The sequence below is a fragment of the Noviherbaspirillum sp. L7-7A genome (genome assembly GCF_019052805.1).
Lineage (GTDB): Bacteria > Pseudomonadota > Gammaproteobacteria > Burkholderiales > Burkholderiaceae_D > Noviherbaspirillum_A.
Genome location: NZ_JAHQRJ010000001.1, coordinates 96,654 through 116,029, shown reverse-complemented (window position 1 = coordinate 116,029; position 19,376 = coordinate 96,654). Strand labels below are relative to the sequence as shown.

Below are 19,376 nucleotides of genomic sequence, written 5' to 3'. Positions count from 1 at the left end.
AGCCTCCCGAGATTGACAGGGATCCTGGGCGGCGCCTGAAGTCCAGCACGGACGCCAGGCAAGAATTCACAGTTGAAGCAGGCCGATAGGCCGGATTCTGTTACGGCGAACGGCGCGAACCGTTCGCTATGACAGCCATTCCTCTAGGCCGTGAATTACTCCACGGCTCAAGCTTCCTACCCGCACGCTCCGCGAGCAACATCAACGCGTGCCTATTTGGAATTGCTCCAGGTGGAGGTTACCGCGTTTCACCGTAACTAAATACGCTCGTCTCTGTGGCCCTATTCCTCGCCTTATGTCTTGCGACTTTCAGCGGACGGCCGTTAACCGTCACCCTGCTCTATGGAGTCCGGACCTTCCTCCCGTCCGTCCGGCAACGAGTGCCGTGCGAACCAGCGGCTGTCTGGCCTGCTTCGGGCGCCATTGTAGCCGAATACGCCACAGGCCAGGCGCCGTTCGGCACCTGAGGTGACGATGGACGGCATGGAGGTTCCGCAAACAGGCGGTTTTGAGGGAAAATTGACGGCCAGAAATTCATTGCCCGCCCGACGCCAACCCTGCTCCACCCGGCGCCGCACGTTACCAGCAGCATTCGCCTCTTCAGGACACCATGAGCATGCATTTCCGCCTCCGATCGCTGCGGCTGTCCGCAGCCGTCCTCGCCCTTGCAGGCGCCAGCCTGGCGACCCAGGCCGTGGCGGCGCCTTTGCGTCTGGACCGTGTCCGCGACAGCAGGGAGCTGCGGGTATGCATCTGGCCCGACTATTACGGCGTCACCTACCGCAACCCCAAGACCCGCCTGTTATCCGGTTTCGATATCGATATCGCCAATGAACTGGGCCAGGAGCTCGGCGTGGCGATCCGCTATGTCGACAGCAGTTTCACCCAGCTCATCGACAAGCTCATCGACGATGAATGCGATATCGCCATGCATGCGGTCGGCATCACGCCGGCGCGGCAGGGCCGTCTGCAATTCACCAGGCCCTATATGCGCAGCGACATTTACGCGATTGCTTCCCGCTCTTCCGGCGCGATACGGCAGTGGCAGGACATCGACAAGCCCGGGCGGGTGATCGCGGTGCAGGCCGGCACGTTGATGGAGCCGGTGATGCGGCAGTCGCTCAAGCATGCCAGGCTGATGCTGGTAACGCCCCCGCAAAGCCGCGAGCAGGAAGTCGAGTCCGGGCGTGCCGATGCCTTCATGACCGACTTCCCTTACAGCCGCCGCATGCTGGACCTGACCGATTGGGCAAGGCTGGTGCCGCCGCCGGCGCCATTCCACCCCACCGACTATGCCTACGCGTTCGCGCCTGGCGACGCCAGCCTGCGCAATCGGGTCGATGCCTTCCTCGATGTCATGCGCACGGATGGCCGGCTGCTCCGCTTCGCGCGCAAGCACAAGCTGGATCCGGTCATCCTCGACCGCTGAGACGGCAAGGCAACGAGACGATGAAGCTTGCAATCCCACTCGGCCGGCATACCCTGCGCATGCGGCATTTCTTGGTGGCCGTGGGCATCCTGTGCGGCATCGGCATTCTCGCCGGCACGCTGGTCCTGCTCAGGCACGACCGGCAGAACGAGCTGCGCACCGAGGACGCGCGCGGGCGGCTGCTGGCCAGCATGCTGGAAAGCCATGTCAGCCGCACCCTGTCCAGCGTGGACAACAATTTCACCGCCATCAGCAAGATGCTGATGCTGCCCGCGCAACGGCACGGCGGCAATCCGGGCGGCGTGGATGTGGAGGCCCTGCTCGACACCATCGCTTCCAGTTCCACGCACCTGCGCTCGGTATCGGTGCTCGATGCCGGCGGGCGCGTGGTCAGCAGCTCGAACGATGACAACATCGGCCGCAGGTTCTCGCTGCAGCAGCTGGGCTTTCGCAACGAGATCGGCACCGGCCTCAACAGCGGCCGCCCGCTGTTCGTGCGCGACCTGCATGAACTCGATGACAGCATCGATGCCGGCATGGAAGGCCAGTACCGCCAGCGCGGCGTCTATGTGATTCCCTTCGCCAGACTGGTCCGGGTGGGCGGCGCGAGCCTGACCCTGCTGGCGCTGGTCAATCCGGCCTACCTGTTCCCGGACCACCGCTCCGGCCCGCACAGCGATGCCGGCTATGAAGCGCTGTTTGACTATCAGGGCGTGGTGCTGGCGGCAACGCCGGATGCGCCTTTCGTGATCGGCAGCCGCAACGCCAGGCTGCCCATGTTCGACGCTCTCAACAATGACCAGCAGTTCGGCCGCTTCGATCTCACCCGCAGGAGCGCGGAGGAAACGGATGACAATACCCTGGTCAACTTCCGCGCCAGCCGCAACTTTCCCGTGGTGGCGGTGGTTGGCCTGTCGGAGCAGCATGCGCTGATTGCCTGGGAACAGTCGGCCCACAAGCTGAGGCTGATCGGCATCTTCGCCGCGGTGCTGGCCTTGCTGTACACCACCGCGTTGCACAAGACCATCCTCGACGGCGAGCGCACGCGCGAGGAACTGCGCAAGGCGAAGGAAGCGGCGGAACAGGCCAATGCCGCCAAGAGCATCTTCCTCTCCACCATGAGCCACGAGATACGCACGCCGATGAATGGCGTGCTGGGCATGGCCGCGCTGCTGCGGGAAACCCGGCTCAGTTCACAGCAGGACGAGTTTGCCCGCACCATCGAGGACTCGGGGCGCGCGCTGATGTCCATCATCAACGATGTGCTGGACTTCTCGAAGATCGAGGCCGGCAAGATGGACATTGACCTGGTCGACTGCCCGCTGCTGCCGCTGGCAGAGGGCTGCATCGATGCCCTGATCGGCCGCGCGGCCGGCCGCGGGCTGGCGCTGACCAGCTTTGTCGATCCCGCGCTGCCCGCCGTGGTCAGGGCCGATGGCGGCCGCATCCGCCAGATCCTGCTTAACCTGATCGACAACGCGGTGAAATTCACCCAGTCGGGCGAGGTGGTGCTGCGGGTCAGCCTGCGCGAACGCGCCGGGAATGGCTGCCGGATATTGTTTGAGGTCAGCGACACCGGCATAGGCATCGACGAGCATGCCCTGGCGCGGCTGTTCCAGCCCTTTATCCAGGCCGATAATTCGGTTACCCGGAAATATGGCGGCACCGGGCTTGGCCTGTCCATCTGCAAGCGGCTGCTGGGCCTGATGGGCTCGCGCATCGATGTCGAAAGCCGGCTGGGCGAAGGCACCACATTCCGGTTCGAGCTGCATCTGGCCGAAGCGGCGCCACCAGTGGCGGTAGCGCCCCTGCCGGCAGCACAGGCCCTGGTGGTCTGCGCCTTGCCGGGCCAGGCCGATGCGCTGGCTTCCTATCTGGCTGCCTGGGGCATGCAGCCGCAATGTGCCGCCACGCAGGAACAGGCGCTGGCGCTGACGTCCAGCGCGCCTTATGCGCTGGCTGTCATCGACGGCCGCATGCCGATGTCGGCAGCAGCCGCGGATGCGCTGGCGCAAGCGCAGCCCGGCATGCGGCTGGTGCTGCTGGCCGAAGATGCGGCAGCGGTGCGGGAACAGGCGGCTTTTCACGCAACGCTGCGCTGCCCCCTACGTCAGGCGGCGTTCCATCAGGCGCTCGTCTTTGCGCTGGAGCACCGGCACTATCTGCAACAGACACTGCCAGTGCCTCGCCCGGCTGCCGGTGCGCTGCAAGCGGCGCCGGCCGAAAACGATGCCGACCGGCGGATCCTGCTGGTGGAAGACAACCTGACCAATCAGAAGGTGGCACTGCATCAGCTGGCCCGGCTGGGCTACACCGCCCATGTCGCTTCGAATGGCCAGGAAGCGCTGAATGCGATGGCGCTGCATGATTACGCACTGGTGCTGATGGATTGCCAGATGCCGCTGCTGGACGGCTTCGAAGCCACCCGCCGCATCCGGGCCGCGGAGTCGGAAACAGGCGGTCACCAGATCGTGGTGGCAATGACGGCCAATGCCGCCGAGGGCGACCGCGAGCGCTGCCTGGATGCCGGCATGGATGACTATCTTCCCAAGCCGATCACCCGCGATATGCTGGCCGAGGTGCTGCAGCGCTGGCTGCCGCCGCTGCCCGAGGCAGCAGGGTCGCCGCAGCTTGCTGGCTTGCCTCATGCAGCGTCACCGCAGTAATCGCGCCGGTGAAGCTGCGGGCGAATTCAACCAGCGGCACGGTGTTGGGAACGGCGTCGCCTGGCGAGAGGATCAGCACATTGCGCTGGTCTGCACGCAGCAGCAGCACCGGCCGCAGCACTTCCCGCAATGCCGACGGCACTGACTGCCTGCCCTGCCCCTTCTGCCAGGCAATCAGCGGGAACGCCTCATTGCACAGACGCTCTGCCTTGCAATTGCGTGACGCGGTATCGAAGCCGAACATGCGCGCGCTCTGCAGCAGGCTTTCAGGCGAATGAAAGGATGCGGCCAGCCGCTGGGCTGGCTCGTCGGGGACCGGGGCGCGATAGATCGCGCAGAGACGCTGGAGGATCCAGAAATAGGCTTCCCGGCTGATGAACTTGACCATATCCTGTTGCCGTATTCTTCTTCTTTGGCCGGATGGCTCGCTGGCCTCCGGCGATTTGTTGTGTTCAGGCTGTTGCCGCCGTTGCCTGGCCAGCGTCGCTACGCACTGGCACCGGCGCGGCGTTCGGCGGCGGATCGTTGCGATGCGAGTAGACCCAGGTGAATTCGGCGCCGAGCAGGAAGATCTGCGCCGAGTAATAGACCCAGACCAGCAGCACCGCAAACGAGCCGGCAGCGCCGAAGCCGGAGGCAACGCCGCTCTTGCCGATGTAAAGGCCGATCAGGAATTTGCCTATGGTGAAGAGAAGCGCGGTGACGATGGCGCCGACCCATACATTCTTCCATGCGATGGTGGCATGCGGCATGAACTTGTAGATGGCCGCGAAGAGGACGGTGACCACGCCGAAGGAAACCGCGAAGTTCAGCGCCTGCAGCACGAATTCCCAGTTGCCCAGGTAACTGCCCCACCAGTTGCCCAGCGCCGCCAGCGCCGCCGAGAGCACCAGCGACACGATCATCAAAAAGCCCAGGCCCAGAATCAGGCCGAACGACAGGATGCGGGTGCGGATGATGCCCCAGATGCCGCTTTCATTGGGCGGCGCCGGCGTACGCCATATCCGGTCCAGCGAGCTTTGCAGCTCGGCGAATACCGCGGTGGCGCCCACCAGCAGCGTGACGAAGCCGACGATGGTGGCGAAGATGCCCTTGCCAGGGTCGCTGGCCGACTTGAGCAGTTCTTCCACCGCAACCGCGCCCTGCTCGCCCATGAGACCACGCAACTGGGTCACGATCTCGCCACGGGCCGCCTCCGCGCCAAAGATCAGGCCGGCCACGCCGATGACGATCAGCAGCATCGGCGCCAGCGAAAACACGGTGTAGTACGACAGGGCCGCGCCCATGCTGGGGGCAAAGTCATCCACCCATGACGACACGGCTGCCTTGATCAGGTGCCAGGAGCGGGTGAGAAATGAGCCTTTGGGTATGGGCTTGAAAGCCGGCTGGCTGGCAGCCGGCGCAACCGCCGTGGCAGCCTCGGCCTTGACGCTGGCATTGGCGTCGGCTGGCAGGCCGGTGGCTGCGAGGGTTTCGACACTGGTCGGGGGCGGCGGCATGCCGGCATGCGGTGCGTCTGGCGTGGGAACCGGATCGACATGATTCTGAGCCGCCTTCAATGCAGCCACCGCGTTGAACAGGGCCATCAGCGACTTGCCGGTATTGAACAGCTGGCGCCATGTGCCCTGCTGCCGGATTTGCTTGCGCACCGCCTTGGCATTGGCCTTGGCATGGCGCGGCGCAACGCTGCTTCCCGCCTTGGCAGCGCCAGCGGGCGTTGCGATGACGGGCGCAGCGACCCGGGCGATGCCTGTCGGCGGCGCCATCGGCAGGCGGCCGGCGGGCATGCCGGGCGCCGGCTTGGCAGCCAGCCTGTGTGCCGCTTCCTGCGGCGAAAGCGGCCGCTTCGCCTTCGCGCGGCCCTTGGTCAGCAGGGCAAGGTAGCCCAGTGCGGCAGCGCCCAGCATCGCGCCGGTGACGGCAGCGGGTTTCTTCACGCGCTCGGCCAGGCTGGGATGCACGGGCCGGTAGCTGAGCAAGGCATTGCCCTGGTCATCGACCTGGACGGCACTCCGGGAGGGAAAATCATGTAATTGGTTCATGGCTAGTCTGGTAGGCGTCGGTACTGATTCATTGCCGGATGGCGCTGCGAAACGGGATCACAGCCAGTCTTGCAAAAATCATACTCCGGCCGACTGGCTGTCATCGGTACGCAGGCGCACATAGGGCCAGGGCTATTGATCCGTGTCTATCGTATGGATCAAGGGATGTGGACACGCTGGCCCGGCAGTTGAACCAGTGCGCGGCAGACGGCGTCTACCTGCTTTCCCTTTTCCGAGGATCACCATGCAAGTCAGGATTACCCGCCAGCTGCCGGACGGCACCAGCCAGGATTTCGGCACGCAGGAACTGAGCCATATGCCTCCCATCGGCGAACCGTTCTCGCCGGATCAGAAAAGCTATTACACGGCGAAGGCCTATTTCGGGCCGGATCACAGCGGCCACTATCTGCTGGTGCTGGAGGGGGAGCCGCTGAAGGATGGCAGCGCGCAGGCATGAAGCGCTCCGTCCCCGCGACGCCAGTCAGGGAACTGACCCGCAGCCGCGGCAGAAGCGCGCTGCAGTGAGGCATCGACGGTGGGCATGACGCAGCGGCGGCGCTGCTTACAGAGCTGCCGCCGCTCCTTGTGCCGCGCAGGCTCCCGGATAGCGCCGCGGAAGGGCCTCAGACCACGATGCTAGGCGCTCCTTCACCACTTGTTGCCTGCGGCGCCGTCTTCTGCCGTTCCAGTATCACGTTGTGGATGAACTCCAGCTTTTGCCTGACCAGCGCTGACAGCGTGAAGGGATAGGCATCGGGCATGCCGACGCTGCGGTTCAGGCTGTTGAGCACATAGGTCAGGGCGAACCAGTCCGCCATCATGTCGTTGAACGATGCGCTCTTCAGCGGCTGCCTCTCCAGCAATAGTTGCGGCTCGTCATTGCGCTTGGGCCGCAGCGTCATGCCGCAGGCGAATGCGGTGTCGAGCGTGTCTATCATGTGCAGATAGTGCGCCCAGCTTTCGGCCCAGTCTTCCCATGGGTGGCTGCTGGCGTAGCTGCTGATGTAGTGCTGGTTCCAGTCGTCCGGCGGGCCGTTCTCGTAGTGCTTCTGCAGGCTTTCCCCATAGTCCGCCCGCTCGTCGCCGAACAGGGCGCGATAGGGCTCCACCCACTGGCCGCCCGCGATCAGGCGGTCGAAGTAATAATGGCCGCTTTCATGCCTGAAGTGGCCAAGCAGGGTGCGGTACGGCTCATGCATCTGCTCCCTGACCTTCTCACGAAACGCCGGATCCGCTTCGGCGATATTGAGCGTGATCAGGCCATTGTCGTGGCCCGTCATCACCCGCTTCATCGGCAGGTCCTGCAGGAACTCAAAGGCCAGGCCCGTCTGCGGTGACTTGTGCTTGGAGTCCGGCGTGAGCTTCAACTCCATCAGCGAATACAGCAGCCGCCGCTTGGCCGCCTCCAGGCGCCGCCAATAGAGCCTGTTCTGTCCCGACAACACCGGAATGGAATGCGTCAGCTGGCAGGACACGCATAGATCTTCAGGACTTTCGGCAGGCAGCATCCAGTTGCATACCTCTTCGCGGAAATAATTGAAGCACTGCTTGAACAGCTGGCCTTCGTTGGCCGGGTTCAGGCTGCGCCACAGGCCATTGCCGTTGGGTTCGAACGTGGTGATTCCGCGCTGTTGCGGCAGATAGCCCAGCATTCCACCGCAATTCTCACAGAGGACATTCTCGAAAAACACCTGCTGTCCGCATCGGTCGCAATGAAAGGTTTTCATCAATCTTGGCTATTGAAAGGAATAGGAATGAAGTCGCCCCCCGGCAATGAGATTTCCAGCTTCAGATCAGGTCGAAATAAATCAACGCCCCCACGGCCAACGCTGCGGTGAATATGGCGAATGCGAGTAGCACGGGGCGGCTTGTAAAGAAAGCAAGCATGCTGACGACCTCATCGACAGGTAAACCACATTGCCCGCATGGCATGGCATGCCGGAGTTGGCTGGAAGGTCAGCTCAAACGAACAGTCTAGCGAAAGCAGCCATCAGCCTGCGTCAGAGAACTGCCTGATCTGGCGTAGGAAAAACCCTTTATCTGAACTGAAGCTCGGGTTGCAGGCAGTCGATGTCCTACATGAGATCGGGAATTTTTCTGACTGAATTTCAACCAGGCCTGCAGTATGTTCACGGCACGGTGTGTCGTCTATCCGCCTCCACCAGGGGAGCATCAATGACCTTGACTGAACTTGAAACAGCGATTGCAGTGGCCTTACCGATATTCAAGAAGTACTCGCCCAACCCTGCGGTTGTGCTCTCATCCGGACCAGCACCGATCAGCCTGCAGGATTTCCTGTTTTCAGCCATGTCTGAAAGCGACCGCAGCGCGCTCAAGGCAGCGGGCTGGAAGACCAATGGCTTCATTGCCTGGTATTACCAGACCCAATAGGCTGGCCGCGATGCGCCGCAGCTTGTGCCGATGGGCCTGACCGGCTCCCACCGCTGGCGTCCAGTGCTACAGCATGTCTAGCAGCGCCAGTGACCCTGTGGTAAGGATCACTCACGGCAGGCAGCGTGATGCCCCTGCGCATTCCAGGGTTTCCATTCCCGACAGTCCCTTGGAAAGGCAAATTCATGGATTTCAGTACACGCAAGGACTTACCCATTTCCTGCGGCACCCTGGTACTCAATAGCAGCGGCGAACTGCTGCTGTGCCACGTGACCGGCCATGACCTTTGGGATCTGCCCAAGGGCATGCAGGAACCGGGCGAGCCGGCCGTCAGGACCGCTCGGCGCGAACTGCATGAGGAAACCGGGCTCGAGTTCGCCACCGATCTGTTCCTGGAACTGGGACTCTTCGATTTCCGGCCGGACAAGCGCCTGCACCTGTTCAAGGTACAGGCGCCAGAGTACGTGCGTGGCATCGACAATCTGGTCTGCATCAGCCATTTCATCCATCCGGTCACGGGCCAGCCCACGCCCGAGATGGATGGCTTCCGATGGGCCAGGCGCGATGAGATCAGCAGCCTGTGCGGGCCCAACATGCAGCGGGTGCTGCTTTCCCTGCACTGGTGAGACGCGGTGCGGGCAAGGCATCGCAAGCTGCAGATAGTGAACAACCCCGCCGGCCGGGAACGCATGCTGCGAAGCGCTCACTGATGGTGATACATGAGCGCGCATCGTCAGGGCGGTTTGAATTGCCGATGACAGGTGTTATGGGCTATGGACAAGCCAATGGCACTCAAGCGGCTTGCCTCAACAAATGGATAGACAATGGAACTCCAGTTTCTGGGCACCTCATCCGGCACGCCCACGCGCAGCAGAAACCTGTCTGCGCTGGCCTTGCGTACGGAGTCATCAAGGCAGTGGTGCCTGATCGACTGCGGCGAAGCCACGCAGCATCGCATCCTGCGCACCAGCCTGTCGCTGATGACGCTGCGCGCCATTTTCATCACCCATATCCATGGCGACCACTGTTATGGACTGCCGGGGCTGCTGGCCAGCGCCGGCATGCTGAACCGGACCGAAGCGCTGTTCATCATTGGCCCGCCTTCGATAGGCCGCTTCATCGACTGCGTGCTGGAAACGACCGAACTGCGCCTGCCCTATCCGCTGCAATTCATCAATGTGGAAGCGCTGGCGGATGCGCAGCCGTTGCCCGACCTCGATGTGCGGGCCACTGCCCTGTCGCACCGGGTGCCGTCCTATGCCTACAGTTTTTGTGAAAAGACAGTGGAAGGCAAGCTGGACGTGGACAAGCTCAGGCGCGATGCCGTGCCGGCCGGCCCCGGCTGGGGCCGGATCCAGCAGGGCCGCGACCTGATGCTGGCGGACGGCCGCACGATACATGCGCGTGATTACCTGCTCGCCCCGCGAAAGCCGCGCAAAATCATCGTCGGCGGCGACAATGACAGCCCGGCGCTGCTGGCCGCCGAGGCAGCCGAGGCCGATGTGCTGGTGCATGAGTCCACCTATACCGCGGCTGGCCTTGAGAAGTCAGGGCCTGGGCCGCAACACAGCTCGGCGGCGGCGGTGGCCCGCTTTGCCAGCGAGGCCGGCATCCCCAACCTCGTGCTGACCCATTTCAGCCCGCGCTATCAGGAGCCGGATGCAGCGCGCAATGGCGCGCCCACACTGGGCGACATCGAGGCGGAAGCCCGCGCCAGCTATCAGGGCAGTCTGTTTCTCGCCAGCGACCTGCAGCGTTATGGGCTGGACCGGCAGGGCCATTTGTCCCTGCTGTCCTGAAAGGAAAGCGGCCTGGCAAACGCTGAACAGTGCAGCCGCTGCCAGCTTCGGGCCGGGAAAAACTTAGTCCGCCAGCTTCAGTTCTTCCAGCATGCGGTGCAATTGCTGCCGGTCCTCTCCCGCCAGCGCCTGCAGCGGCAAGGGCAGGCTGGGGCTGGCAACCAGGCCCAGCAGTTCGGCGGCGGCCGCAACCACCCGCAGGCTGCCATGGCGCTGCAACAGCGCCCATAAAGGCTGCAGGCGCCCGGACAGGCGTGTGGCTTCGCCGGCATTGCCGGCCTGTGCGGCACGCGTGATGGCCAGCAGCGGCCTGGCAAGGAGGCCGCCAATGGCCGAGTACCAGGCGTCGCATCCGGCATTGAGCCCGGCAGCGCCATGGGCATCGCCGCTCACGCCTATCGTTACATGCGACGGAATCAGCGCCCGCAGACGCTGCACGCGTTCCCTTGCCGCCCCGGCGTCAAGCGGCACGCCGGGAATCTTGATCGAAACGACCCGGGGCAATTGCGCGATGCGGGCATGCAATGCGTCGCTGAAGCTGAAATGGGTCGTGCCCGGATTGTCGTACACGCACAGCGGCACGGAAAGGGAACGCGTTACCGCTTCATACAGGCCAAAGACTTCATCGTCGGTGAGCTTCTGGTAGGACACCGGCGCCAGCAGCACGGCATCCGCCCCTGCCTTCTGCGCATGCTCGGCCAGCGCCAGCACATCCCGGGTGCGCAGCGCGCCGATGCCCACCATCATCGGCACGCCCGCTGCATGGTCAAGCGCCAGCTCCGCGACCCGCTTGCGCTCGGCCATGCCCAGATAGGCATAGTTGCCGGTCGATCCCAGTACGCAGATCGAATCGACCCGCGCCCGCACCAGGCGCTCAAGCAGCCGTGCGAAGGCAGCTTCATCGATGGCGTCTTCATTCATCGGCGTCAGGGGGAAGGCACTCAGGCCATGGAACATGCTGGATTCTCCTTGCTGGTTGGGCTGGATGCTGTCGGACGGGTCTGCGCATCATGACATTCATCCACAGCGATGCACAAGCCGGCACATTGTTGCCACCCTTCGATGCCAGGCGCCTGGGGACATGAGGCGGATACATAGGCACAGTCTCATGGTGTCCATATCGCGGCACGCTCAATCGGGACAGCCCAAAACGCGTGGTGGCTGTTACGCCACAAAATTTTGACCCACGGAAAAAATTGACCTGCATCAACCGGCTGGCCCGAGCGGGAAAATATGCTGGCGGCGTTTCAATCAACCAGGGAGCATCATGAAAAGAACAGTCATCACGATTGCCATCGCCGCCGCCATACTGACAGCCGGCGCTGCCTTCGCCCAGGAATCCCCATGGATGGTCCGCGCCCGCGCCGTGCATATCGACCCGGCCGATCGTTCCTCTCCGATCGGCGGCGTCACGGAACCTGACCTCATCACGGTAAGCAAGAAGACGATTCCCGAAGTGGATATCTCCTACTTCTTCACGCCGAACTGGGCCGCCGAACTGGTGCTGACCTATCCGCAGAAGCACACCGTGAAAGTGGATGGCACCAGCATCGGCAGCTTCAAGCACCTGCCGCCGACGCTGACACTGCAGTACCACTTCCTGCCCGATGCCACTTTCAGCCCCTACCTGGGCGCCGGCATCAACTACACCCGCATTTCCGGCGTCAGGCTGGACAACGATATCAATCTGGAGAAGAACAGCTGGGGCCTGGCGCTGCAGGCTGGCTTCGACGTCAAGCTCAACCGCAACTGGTCGATCAATGTGGATGTGAAGAAGGTGCAGATACGCAGCGACGTCTCCATGGCTGGCGAGCAGATCAGCCGGGTGAAGCTTGATCCCGTGCTGTTCGGTGTGGGCGTGGGTTATCGCTTCTGACGAAACGCAGTGCCACGGCTGGAAGGGTTGGTTGAGATGCGCGCATCAGCGGCATCCCAACGCCGCGCCATGCAGCAGCGCCGTTCGGGGCGGGCCAGGCCGTCAGGAGAAGCGGCTGAAGTCGGGCTTGCGCTTTTCAAAGAAGGCGGTGAATGCTTCCTTGGCTTCCGGCGCGGTCAGCATGCGGCGGAAATGCTCGCCCTCCTGCGCCATCTGCGCATCGATATCGCTAGCAGTGCCCTGCTTCATCAGCAGCTTGGTGGTACGCACCGAAGAAGCCGGCAAGGCTGCCAGCTTGGCGGCCTGGACCTGCACGAAGGATTCGAGTTCAGCCGCCGGCAGCACCCGGTTCACCAGTCCCATCTGCCGTGCCTCGTCGGCCAGGAAGGCTTCACCCAGCATCAGCTTCTCGGCCGCGCGCTGGTAGCCGGCGACGCGTTGCAGCAGCAGGCTGGAAGCGAATTCCGGGCACAGCCCAAGCTGGCTGAACGGCATCGAGAACTTCGCATTGTCCGACGCATACACCAGGTCGCAATGCAGCAGCATCGTGGTGCCGATGCCTACCGCCGCACCGCTGACCGCCGCCACAACCGGCTTGGTCGCGCCCTTCAATGCGGCCATGAAGCGAAACACCGAACTGTTCTCGCCCTGCGGCGGCTGCTTCAGAAAGTCTTCCAGGTCATTGCCGGCGGTGAAGATACCGGGATGACCGGCGAACACGACCACCCTCACCGCGCTATCGGCCTCAGCCGCAGCCAGCGCCTCGGCCATCGTCTGGTACATCGCGCCGGTAATGGCATTCTTCTTCTCCGGGCGGTTGAAGCGGATCGTGCAGATGCCGTTAGCTTGTTCGATGCTGATATCCATATCGTCTCCTGGTTGTTGATGAAGTAAGTGATGGAACAGATGATTCTTCAGTAAAGATTGTGACGTAATGCGGTTCGGGAGGTGGCGGGGCCAACGCATCTAATGCTGCCCTTGCTTCTGCCGTTGCCGTTGCCGTTGCCGTTGCCGTTGCCGTTGCCGTTGCCGTTGCCGTTGCGGTTGCCGTTGCCGTTGCCGTTGCCGTTGCCGTTGCCGTTGCCGTTGCCGTTGCCGTTGCCGTTGCCGTTGCCGTTGCCGTTGCGGTTGCAGTGAAGTCCCGTTGAGCGCGCCGTGTCAGCGGTGCCCGGAGCGGATAAGGTGCGGCGTCTGTCTGAGCGAAACGCAGTGTAGCGAGTTTAGCCGCACCCCGCTCCGGGCACCGCTGGCACGGGCACCCTGCGTCAGCAGGGCGCGATCACCGGGTCGCCTTTTTTTGGTTACTTTTTTTGGCGAAGCAAAAAAAGTGACCCGGCCGCCGGGACGGATTCCCGGCTTGCCTCCACGGCAGTGCAGCCGCATTGCCTCACCCGGCAAGGCACGGGCAGCACTGTCGCTTTGGCTTTGGCTTTGGCTTTGGCTTTGGCTTTGGCTTTGGAACGATAGGTAAACGCAAAGCTCTGGCTAGATCGACCAACCGTGGAATGCCCCTTCGGGGTATTCCACCCTACGAAAGGCGCCGCACCTTATCCGCTTCAGGCATCGCCGTCACGGCGCGCTCAAGGGACTTGAACGGCAACGGCAGAAGCAGAAGCAAATGCAACTGCGAAAGCTCCACAACCGCAACCGCTTCCACCCCTACATCCGTTCAAAGATGCCAGCCGCCCCCATCCCCGTCCCCACGCACATGGTCACCATGCCGTACTTCAGATTCCTGCGACGCAATGCATGCACGACCGTAGCAGACCGGATCGCCCCGGTCGCCCCCAGCGGATGGCCCAGCGCAATCGCGCCGCCCATCGGATTGACCCTGGAAGGGTCCAGTCCCAGGTCCTGGATCACCGCCAGCGCCTGCGCGGCAAAGGCCTCGTTCAGCTCGAACCAGTCGATCTGGTCCTGCGTGATGTTGGCCGCGCGCAGCGCCGCCGGGATCGCTTCCTTCGGACCGATGCCCATGATCTCGGGCGGCACGCCGCGCACCGCGAATGAGGCAAAGCGGGCCAGCGGCGTCAGGTTGAACTGCTTCAGGATCTTCTCGCTGACCAGGATCAGCGCGCCGGCGCCGTCGGAGGTCTGCGAGCTGTTGCCGGCCGTGACCGTGCCCTTGGCGGCAAACACCGGGCGCAGCCTGGCAAGCGCTTCCAGGCTGGTGTCGGCGCGCGCGCCTTCATCCACGCTCACGGTGCGGGTCTTCACGTCGATCTCGCCGCTGGCCAGGTTCGGGAATTTCTCGATGATGTCCACCGCAGTGGTCTCATCGGCAAACTCGCCGGCCTGCTGGGCGCGGATGGCCTTGAGGTGCGACTCCAGCGCGAACTGGTCCTGCGCCTCGCGCGACACCTTCCATTGCTTGGCGACGTTTTCCGCGGTCAGGCCCATGCCATAGGCCATGCCGACATTCTCGTCCTTGAAGATGCCCATGTTCATCGAGGGATGATGGCCCATCATGGGCACCATGGACATCGATTCGACACCGGCCGCGATCATCACGTCGGCCTGGCCGACGCGGATGCGGTCGGCCGCCATCGCCACCGCGGTAATGCCCGAGGCGCAATAGCGGTTGACGGTGACGCCACCCACGGTCTTGGGCAGGCCAGCCAGCAGCACCGCCATGCGGGCCAGGTTCAGGCCCTGCTCGGCTTCCGGAAAGGAACAGCCGACAATGGCATCCTCGATCAGCGCCGGGTCGAGCCCCGGCACCTGCGCCACGGCCGATTGCATTGCCCGTACCAGCAGGTCGTCCGGGCGGGTATGGCGGAACATGCCGCGCGGCGCCTTGCCGATGGGCGTGCGGGTGGCGGCGACGATGTAGGCGTCTTGTATTTGTTGGCTCATTTCCATTCTCCTAGTTGCGCACCGGTTTGCCGGTTTGCATCATGCCCATGATCCGCTCCTGCGTCTTCGGATGGCCGAGCAGTTCCATGAATGCCTTGCGTTCGAGGTCGAGCAGCCACTGCTCCGACACCAGGCTGTTGGGTTCGATATCGCCGCCGCTGACGATCTCGGCAATCATCATGCCGAGCTTGTAGTCGTGGGCCGAGATGAAGCCGCCGTCGCGCATGTTGACCAGCTGCGCGCCGATGGTGGCCATGCCGTAGCGGCCGGCGACCGGCAACAGCGCGCGGTTCGGCGCGCGGTAGCCTGCATCATGCATGGCGCGCGCTTCCACCCTGGCCACGTGCAGCAGCTCGTAGGCATTGAAGACGATGGTGTCGTTGGCCGACAGGTAACCCATCTTCTTCGCTTCCAGTGCCGACTTCGATACCTGCGCGGTGGCGGCATTGGTGAAACAGGTCTTCAGGAACTGCAGCAGGTCGTTGCCCTTGGCATCGGCCGCCGCGCGCAGCGCCGCTTCCTTCAGGCCGCCGCCGGCCGGCACCAGGCCCACACCCACTTCCACCAGGCCCATATAGGTTTCCAGCGCGGCCACGCGCTTGGCCGCATGCAGCGCCAGCTCGCAGCCGCCGCCCAGCGCCAGGCCGGCAACCGCAGCCACCACCGGCACATTGGCGTACTTCATGCGCATCAGCGCATTCTGCAGCTTGGCCACTTCCGGCCCGATCGCCTTGACGCCGCCGGACATGAATACCGGCAGCATGGCCTGCAGGTCGGCGCCGGCCGAGAATGCGCCGCCCTGCGCCGCATCCGCATTCCAGATCACCAGGCCCTTGTAGCTGGCCTCGGCTTCGTCGATGGCGCGGTTCAGGCCGGCGATCACGCCCGGCCCGATCACATGCATCTTGGTCTTCAGGGACAGCACCAGCACCTCGTCGCCGCCATGCCAGGCGCGCACCGAGTCGTCCTCGAACACCGTGGTGCCAGCCTTGCTGCCATCGGCCGCGCCTTCGCCCAGCAGCGGCGCGCGGAAAGGCTGGCGTCCATAGATGGCCAGGTCGGAGCGCGGCACATAGGCTTTCTTCGCCGGCGACCAGGAGCCTTCCGCGGTGTGCACGCCGTCGCGGCCATCGAAGATCCAGTCAGGCAACGGCGCATTCGACAGCGCGCGGCCGGCCTCGATGTCTTCCCTGACCCAGGTCGCGACCTGCTGCCAGCCGGCGGCCTGCCAGTTCTCGAACGGGCCCTGGCTCCAGCCGAAGCCCCAGCGCAACGCGAAATCGACGTCGCGCGCATTGTCGGCAATGCTTTCCAGGTGCACCGCGATGTAATGGAAGGCGTCGCGGAAGATCGCCCACAGGAACTGCGCCTGCGGATTGGTCGAGTCGTGCAGCGCCTTCATGCGCTTGGCAGGGTCCTTTTCCTTCAGGATGCGGCCCACCAGGTCATCGGCCCTGGCGCCGCCGGGCACATAGCCGCCGCTGGCCGGGTCGATGCGCTGGATGTCCTTGCCCACCTTCTTGTAGAAGCCGGCGCCGGCCTTCTGGCCCAGCGCGCCGGCCTCGATCAGCTTGCCCAGCAAAGCCGGGGTTTCATACACCGGGAAGAAAGGATCGTCCTTCAGGTTGTCCTGCATGGTCCGGATCACATGGCTCATCGTGTCCAGGCCGACCACGTCGGCAGTGCGGAAGGTGCCGGACTTGGCGCGGCCCAGGCGCGCCCCGGTCAGGTCGTCGACCACATCGACCGACAGGCCGAACTTCTCGGCTTCGCGGATGGTGGCCAGCATGCCGAAGATGCCGACGCGGTTGGCGATGAAGTTGGGCGTGTCGATCGCCCGCACCACGCCCTTGCCCAGGGTGGAGGCGAGGAAGCCTTCCAGCTGGTCCAGGATCTCGGGACGGGTGGCGGCGGTCGGGATCAGTTCCACCAGGTGCATGTAGCGCGGCGGATTGAAGAAATGCACGCCGCAGAAGCGCGCCTTGAGGTCGGCATCGAAACCCTCCGACAGCGCCGTGATCGACAGGCCGGAGGTGTTGGAAGCGAAAATCGTATTCGGCGCGATGTGGGGCGCGACCTTCTTGTACAGGTCATGCTTCCAGTCCATGCGCTCGGCGATGGCCTCGATGATCAGGTCGCAGCCTTTCAGGATGTCGAGGTCGTCCTCGTAGTTGGCCACTTCGATCAGCCCCGCCTGATCCTTGTCGGCCAGTGGCGCCGGGCTCAGCTTCTTCAGGTTTTCAATGGCGCGCAGCACGATGCCGTTCTTCGGGCCTTCCTTGGCCGGCAGATCGAACAGCACCACGGGCACGCGGGCATTGACGCAGTGCGCGGCAATCTGCGCACCCATCACGCCGGCGCCCAGCACGGCGACTTTCTTGACGATGAAATTTGACATGGTTGTAGTCCTGGAACGTTGGGTGCGGACCGCCGCGCCGACCTGCTGCAAGCGAGCGGGTCGGCGGGATGCTGCGGCGGTTTTCCGTGGTTTAGATCAGGTCGGCGTCCAGCGCCATCAGGCTGGCCGAGCCCGAACGGGCCTGGCGGATCAGCATCGCGGTTTCAGGCAGGAGGCGCGCGAAGTAGAACCGCGCGGTGCCCAGCTTGGACTGGTAGAAGCTGTCGCCGGAGTCCTGCTTCTCCAGCGCGATCTTGGCCATCCGGGCAAAGAAGTAGGCAAAGACCATGTGGCCGACCACGCGCAGGTAAGGCACGGCAGCAGCACCCACCTCGTCCTGGTTCTGGAAAGCCTTCATGCCGATTTCCATGGTCAGCTTGGTGACCTTGTCGCCCAGGTCGGCCAGCGGCGTAATGAACTCGGACATGGCTTCATCGGTGCCATTCTCCTCGACGAAGGCCTGCACCTGGGCGCCGAACTTGCGCAGCTTGGCGCCGTTATCCATCAGCACCTTGCGGCCCAGGAGGTCCAGCGACTGGATAGTGTTGGTGCCTTCGTAGATCATGTTGATGCGCGAGTCGCGCACATACTGCTCCATGCCCCACTCGGAGATGAAGCCGTGGCCGCCGTAGACCTGCATCGCCTCGGAGGTGGCGATCCAGCCGTTGTCGGTCAGGAAGGCCTTGATGATGGGCGTGAGCAGCGCAACCTGGTCGGCCGCGTCCTTGCGCACTTCCTCGTCCGGGTGGTTCAGTTCGCGGTCGATCAGCAGGGCGGTGTAGTAGCTGAATGCGCGGCCGCCTTCGGCATAGGCCTTGGCGGTCAGCAGCATGCGGCGCACGTCCGGATGCACGATGATCGGGTCGGCTGGCTTTTCCGGCGCCTTCACGCCGGACAGGCTGCGCATCTGCAGGCGGTCCTTCGCATACACCAGCGCATTCTGGAAGGCGACTTCGGTCAGGCCCAGCGACTGCATGCCCACGCCCAGGCGGGCCGCGTTCATCATCACGAACATCGCATTCAGGCCCTTGTTGGGCTGGCCGATCAGCCAGCCGGTGGCGCCGTCCATGTTCATCTGGCAGGTGGAATTGCCGTGGATGCCCATCTTCTCCTCGATCGCGCCGCAGAAGATGCGGTTGCGGTCGCCCAGGGAGCCGTCCGGATTCGGGATGAACTTGGGCACCAGGAACAGCGAGATGCCCTTGGTGCCGGCCGGCGCGTCAGGCAGGCGGGCCAGCACCAGGTGGACGATGTTGTCCACCATGTCATGCTCGCCGGCGGAAATGAAGATCTTGCCGCCGGTGATGCGATAGGAACCATCGGCCTGCGGCTCGGCCTTGGAGCGCAGCATGCCGAGGTCGGTGCCGCAATGCGGCTCGGTCAGGCACATGGTGCCGGTCCATTCGCCCGACACCAGCTTGGGCAGGTACAGCTGTTTCTGCTCCGGCGTGCCGTGCGCATGCAGGCACTCGTAGGCGCCATGCGACAGGCCGGGATACATGGTCCAGGCCTGGTTGGACGAATTCAGCATTTCATAGAATGCATTGTTCAGCACCACCGGCAGGCCCTGGCCGCCGAATTCCGGGTCGGCCGACAGCGACGGCCAGCCGGCGTCGATGTACTGCCGGTAGGCTTCCCTGAAGCCCTTGGGCGTTGCCACTTCATGGGTTTCCTGATTCAGCCGGCAGCCTTCGCGGTCGCCGCTGTGATTGAGCGGGAACACCACCTCGGAAGTGAACTTGCCGCCCTCCTCCAGCACCTGGTTGATGATCTCGGCATCGACTTCCGCATGCGGCGGAAGCTGCTTCAATTCATTTTCGACCTGCAGCAACTCGTGCAGCACGAACTGCATGTCCCGTATCGGGGCGACGTATTGACCCATGTTTTTCTCCAGAAGAGCGATGGCTAGATTGATCAGT

Annotated in this window: 15 protein-coding genes and 1 other RNA gene; 7 read left to right on the top strand and 9 right to left on the bottom strand. The window is 63.7% G+C overall.

Annotated features, from left to right (window positions below; all coding sequences use genetic code 11):
* Window positions 1-70: 70 nt before the first annotated feature.
* Window positions 71-415, bottom strand: an RNA gene (gene rnpB / locus KTQ42_RS00575) — RNase P RNA component class A.
* Window positions 416-610: 195 nt separating this feature from the next.
* Here rnpB and KTQ42_RS00570 point away from each other — a divergent pair.
* Both KTQ42_RS00570 and KTQ42_RS00565 read left to right on the top strand, forming a co-directional pair.
* Window positions 611-1,429, top strand: a complete 819-nt coding sequence (locus tag KTQ42_RS00570; protein WP_249222595.1) for an ABC transporter substrate-binding protein — start codon at window positions 611-613, stop codon at window positions 1,427-1,429.
* 20 nt (window positions 1,430-1,449) lie between these two features.
* Window positions 1,450-4,095 (top strand): ATP-binding protein, encoded by a 2,646-nt coding sequence (locus KTQ42_RS00565; protein ID WP_217343724.1) that lies wholly within the window; start codon window positions 1,450-1,452, stop codon window positions 4,093-4,095.
* On the opposite strand, the gene KTQ42_RS00560 is transcribed toward KTQ42_RS00565, so the two are convergent.
* Window positions 3,986-4,483, bottom strand: a complete 498-nt coding sequence (locus KTQ42_RS00560; RefSeq protein ID WP_217343723.1) for a hypothetical protein — start codon at window positions 4,481-4,483, stop codon at window positions 3,986-3,988. The genes KTQ42_RS00565 and KTQ42_RS00560 overlap by 110 nt on opposite strands.
* Window positions 4,484-4,547: 64 nt before the next feature.
* A complete protein-coding gene (locus KTQ42_RS24335; protein WP_349292108.1) occupies window positions 4,548-6,137 on the bottom strand; it encodes a YhjD/YihY/BrkB family envelope integrity protein in 1,590 nt (529 codons plus the stop codon).
* A gap of 244 nt (window positions 6,138-6,381) precedes the next feature.
* Here KTQ42_RS24335 and KTQ42_RS00550 point away from each other — a divergent pair, with 244 nt between their 5' ends.
* Window positions 6,382-6,594 (top strand): hypothetical protein, encoded by a 213-nt coding sequence (locus KTQ42_RS00550; protein ID WP_217343722.1) that lies wholly within the window; start codon window positions 6,382-6,384, stop codon window positions 6,592-6,594.
* Between the two features lie 166 nt (window positions 6,595-6,760).
* Here the strand turns inward: KTQ42_RS00550 and KTQ42_RS00545 are convergent, their stop codons facing one another.
* Entirely contained in the window at window positions 6,761-7,864 is a 1,104-nt protein-coding gene (locus tag KTQ42_RS00545) for a putative zinc-binding peptidase (RefSeq protein WP_217343721.1), read from the bottom strand.
* Window positions 7,865-8,312: 448 nt separating this feature from the next.
* On the opposite strand from KTQ42_RS00545, the gene KTQ42_RS00540 reads away from it, so the two are divergent.
* The 3 genes from KTQ42_RS00540 to KTQ42_RS00530 all read left to right on the top strand — a co-directional run bounded on the left by KTQ42_RS00540 (window position 8,313) and on the right by KTQ42_RS00530 (window position 10,327).
* Window positions 8,313-8,528 (top strand): hypothetical protein, encoded by a 216-nt coding sequence (locus KTQ42_RS00540; RefSeq protein WP_194714110.1) that lies wholly within the window; start codon window positions 8,313-8,315, stop codon window positions 8,526-8,528.
* Between the two features lie 185 nt (window positions 8,529-8,713).
* Window positions 8,714-9,154, top strand: a complete 441-nt coding sequence (locus tag KTQ42_RS00535) for an NUDIX hydrolase (protein ID WP_217343720.1) — start codon at window positions 8,714-8,716, stop codon at window positions 9,152-9,154.
* A gap of 198 nt (window positions 9,155-9,352) precedes the next feature.
* Window positions 9,353-10,327 (top strand): MBL fold metallo-hydrolase, encoded by a 975-nt coding sequence (locus tag KTQ42_RS00530; protein ID WP_217343719.1) that lies wholly within the window; start codon window positions 9,353-9,355, stop codon window positions 10,325-10,327.
* Window positions 10,328-10,390: 63 nt separating this feature from the next.
* Here KTQ42_RS00530 and KTQ42_RS00525 read toward each other — a convergent pair whose 3' ends face one another.
* Window positions 10,391-11,284 carry a dihydrodipicolinate synthase family protein gene (locus tag KTQ42_RS00525; protein WP_217343718.1) on the bottom strand — a complete coding sequence of 298 codons (894 nt, stop codon included), beginning with the start codon at window positions 11,282-11,284 and terminating at the stop codon, window positions 10,391-10,393.
* Between the two features lie 310 nt (window positions 11,285-11,594).
* Between KTQ42_RS00525 and KTQ42_RS00520 the strand changes: the two genes are divergently transcribed.
* Window positions 11,595-12,203: an OmpW family outer membrane protein gene (locus tag KTQ42_RS00520; RefSeq protein WP_217343717.1), complete on the top strand. Its 609-nt coding sequence runs from the start codon at window positions 11,595-11,597 to the stop codon at window positions 12,201-12,203.
* A gap of 102 nt (window positions 12,204-12,305) precedes the next feature.
* Here KTQ42_RS00520 and KTQ42_RS00515 read toward each other — a convergent pair whose 3' ends face one another.
* The 4 genes from KTQ42_RS00515 to KTQ42_RS00500 all read right to left on the bottom strand — a co-directional run bounded on the left by KTQ42_RS00515 (window position 12,306) and on the right by KTQ42_RS00500 (window position 19,339).
* Entirely contained in the window at window positions 12,306-13,070 is a 765-nt protein-coding gene (locus KTQ42_RS00515) for an enoyl-CoA hydratase (RefSeq protein ID WP_217343716.1), read from the bottom strand.
* 792 nt (window positions 13,071-13,862) lie between these two features.
* Window positions 13,863-15,059 (bottom strand): acetyl-CoA C-acyltransferase, encoded by a 1,197-nt coding sequence (locus KTQ42_RS00510; protein WP_217343715.1) that lies wholly within the window; start codon window positions 15,057-15,059, stop codon window positions 13,863-13,865.
* Window positions 15,060-15,069: 10 nt separating this feature from the next.
* Window positions 15,070-17,457, bottom strand: a complete 2,388-nt coding sequence (locus KTQ42_RS00505; protein ID WP_217343714.1) for a 3-hydroxyacyl-CoA dehydrogenase NAD-binding domain-containing protein — start codon at window positions 17,455-17,457, stop codon at window positions 15,070-15,072.
* A gap of 91 nt (window positions 17,458-17,548) precedes the next feature.
* Window positions 17,549-19,339 (bottom strand): acyl-CoA dehydrogenase C-terminal domain-containing protein, encoded by a 1,791-nt coding sequence (locus KTQ42_RS00500; protein WP_217343713.1) that lies wholly within the window; start codon window positions 19,337-19,339, stop codon window positions 17,549-17,551.
* Window positions 19,340-19,376 lie beyond the last annotated feature (37 nt).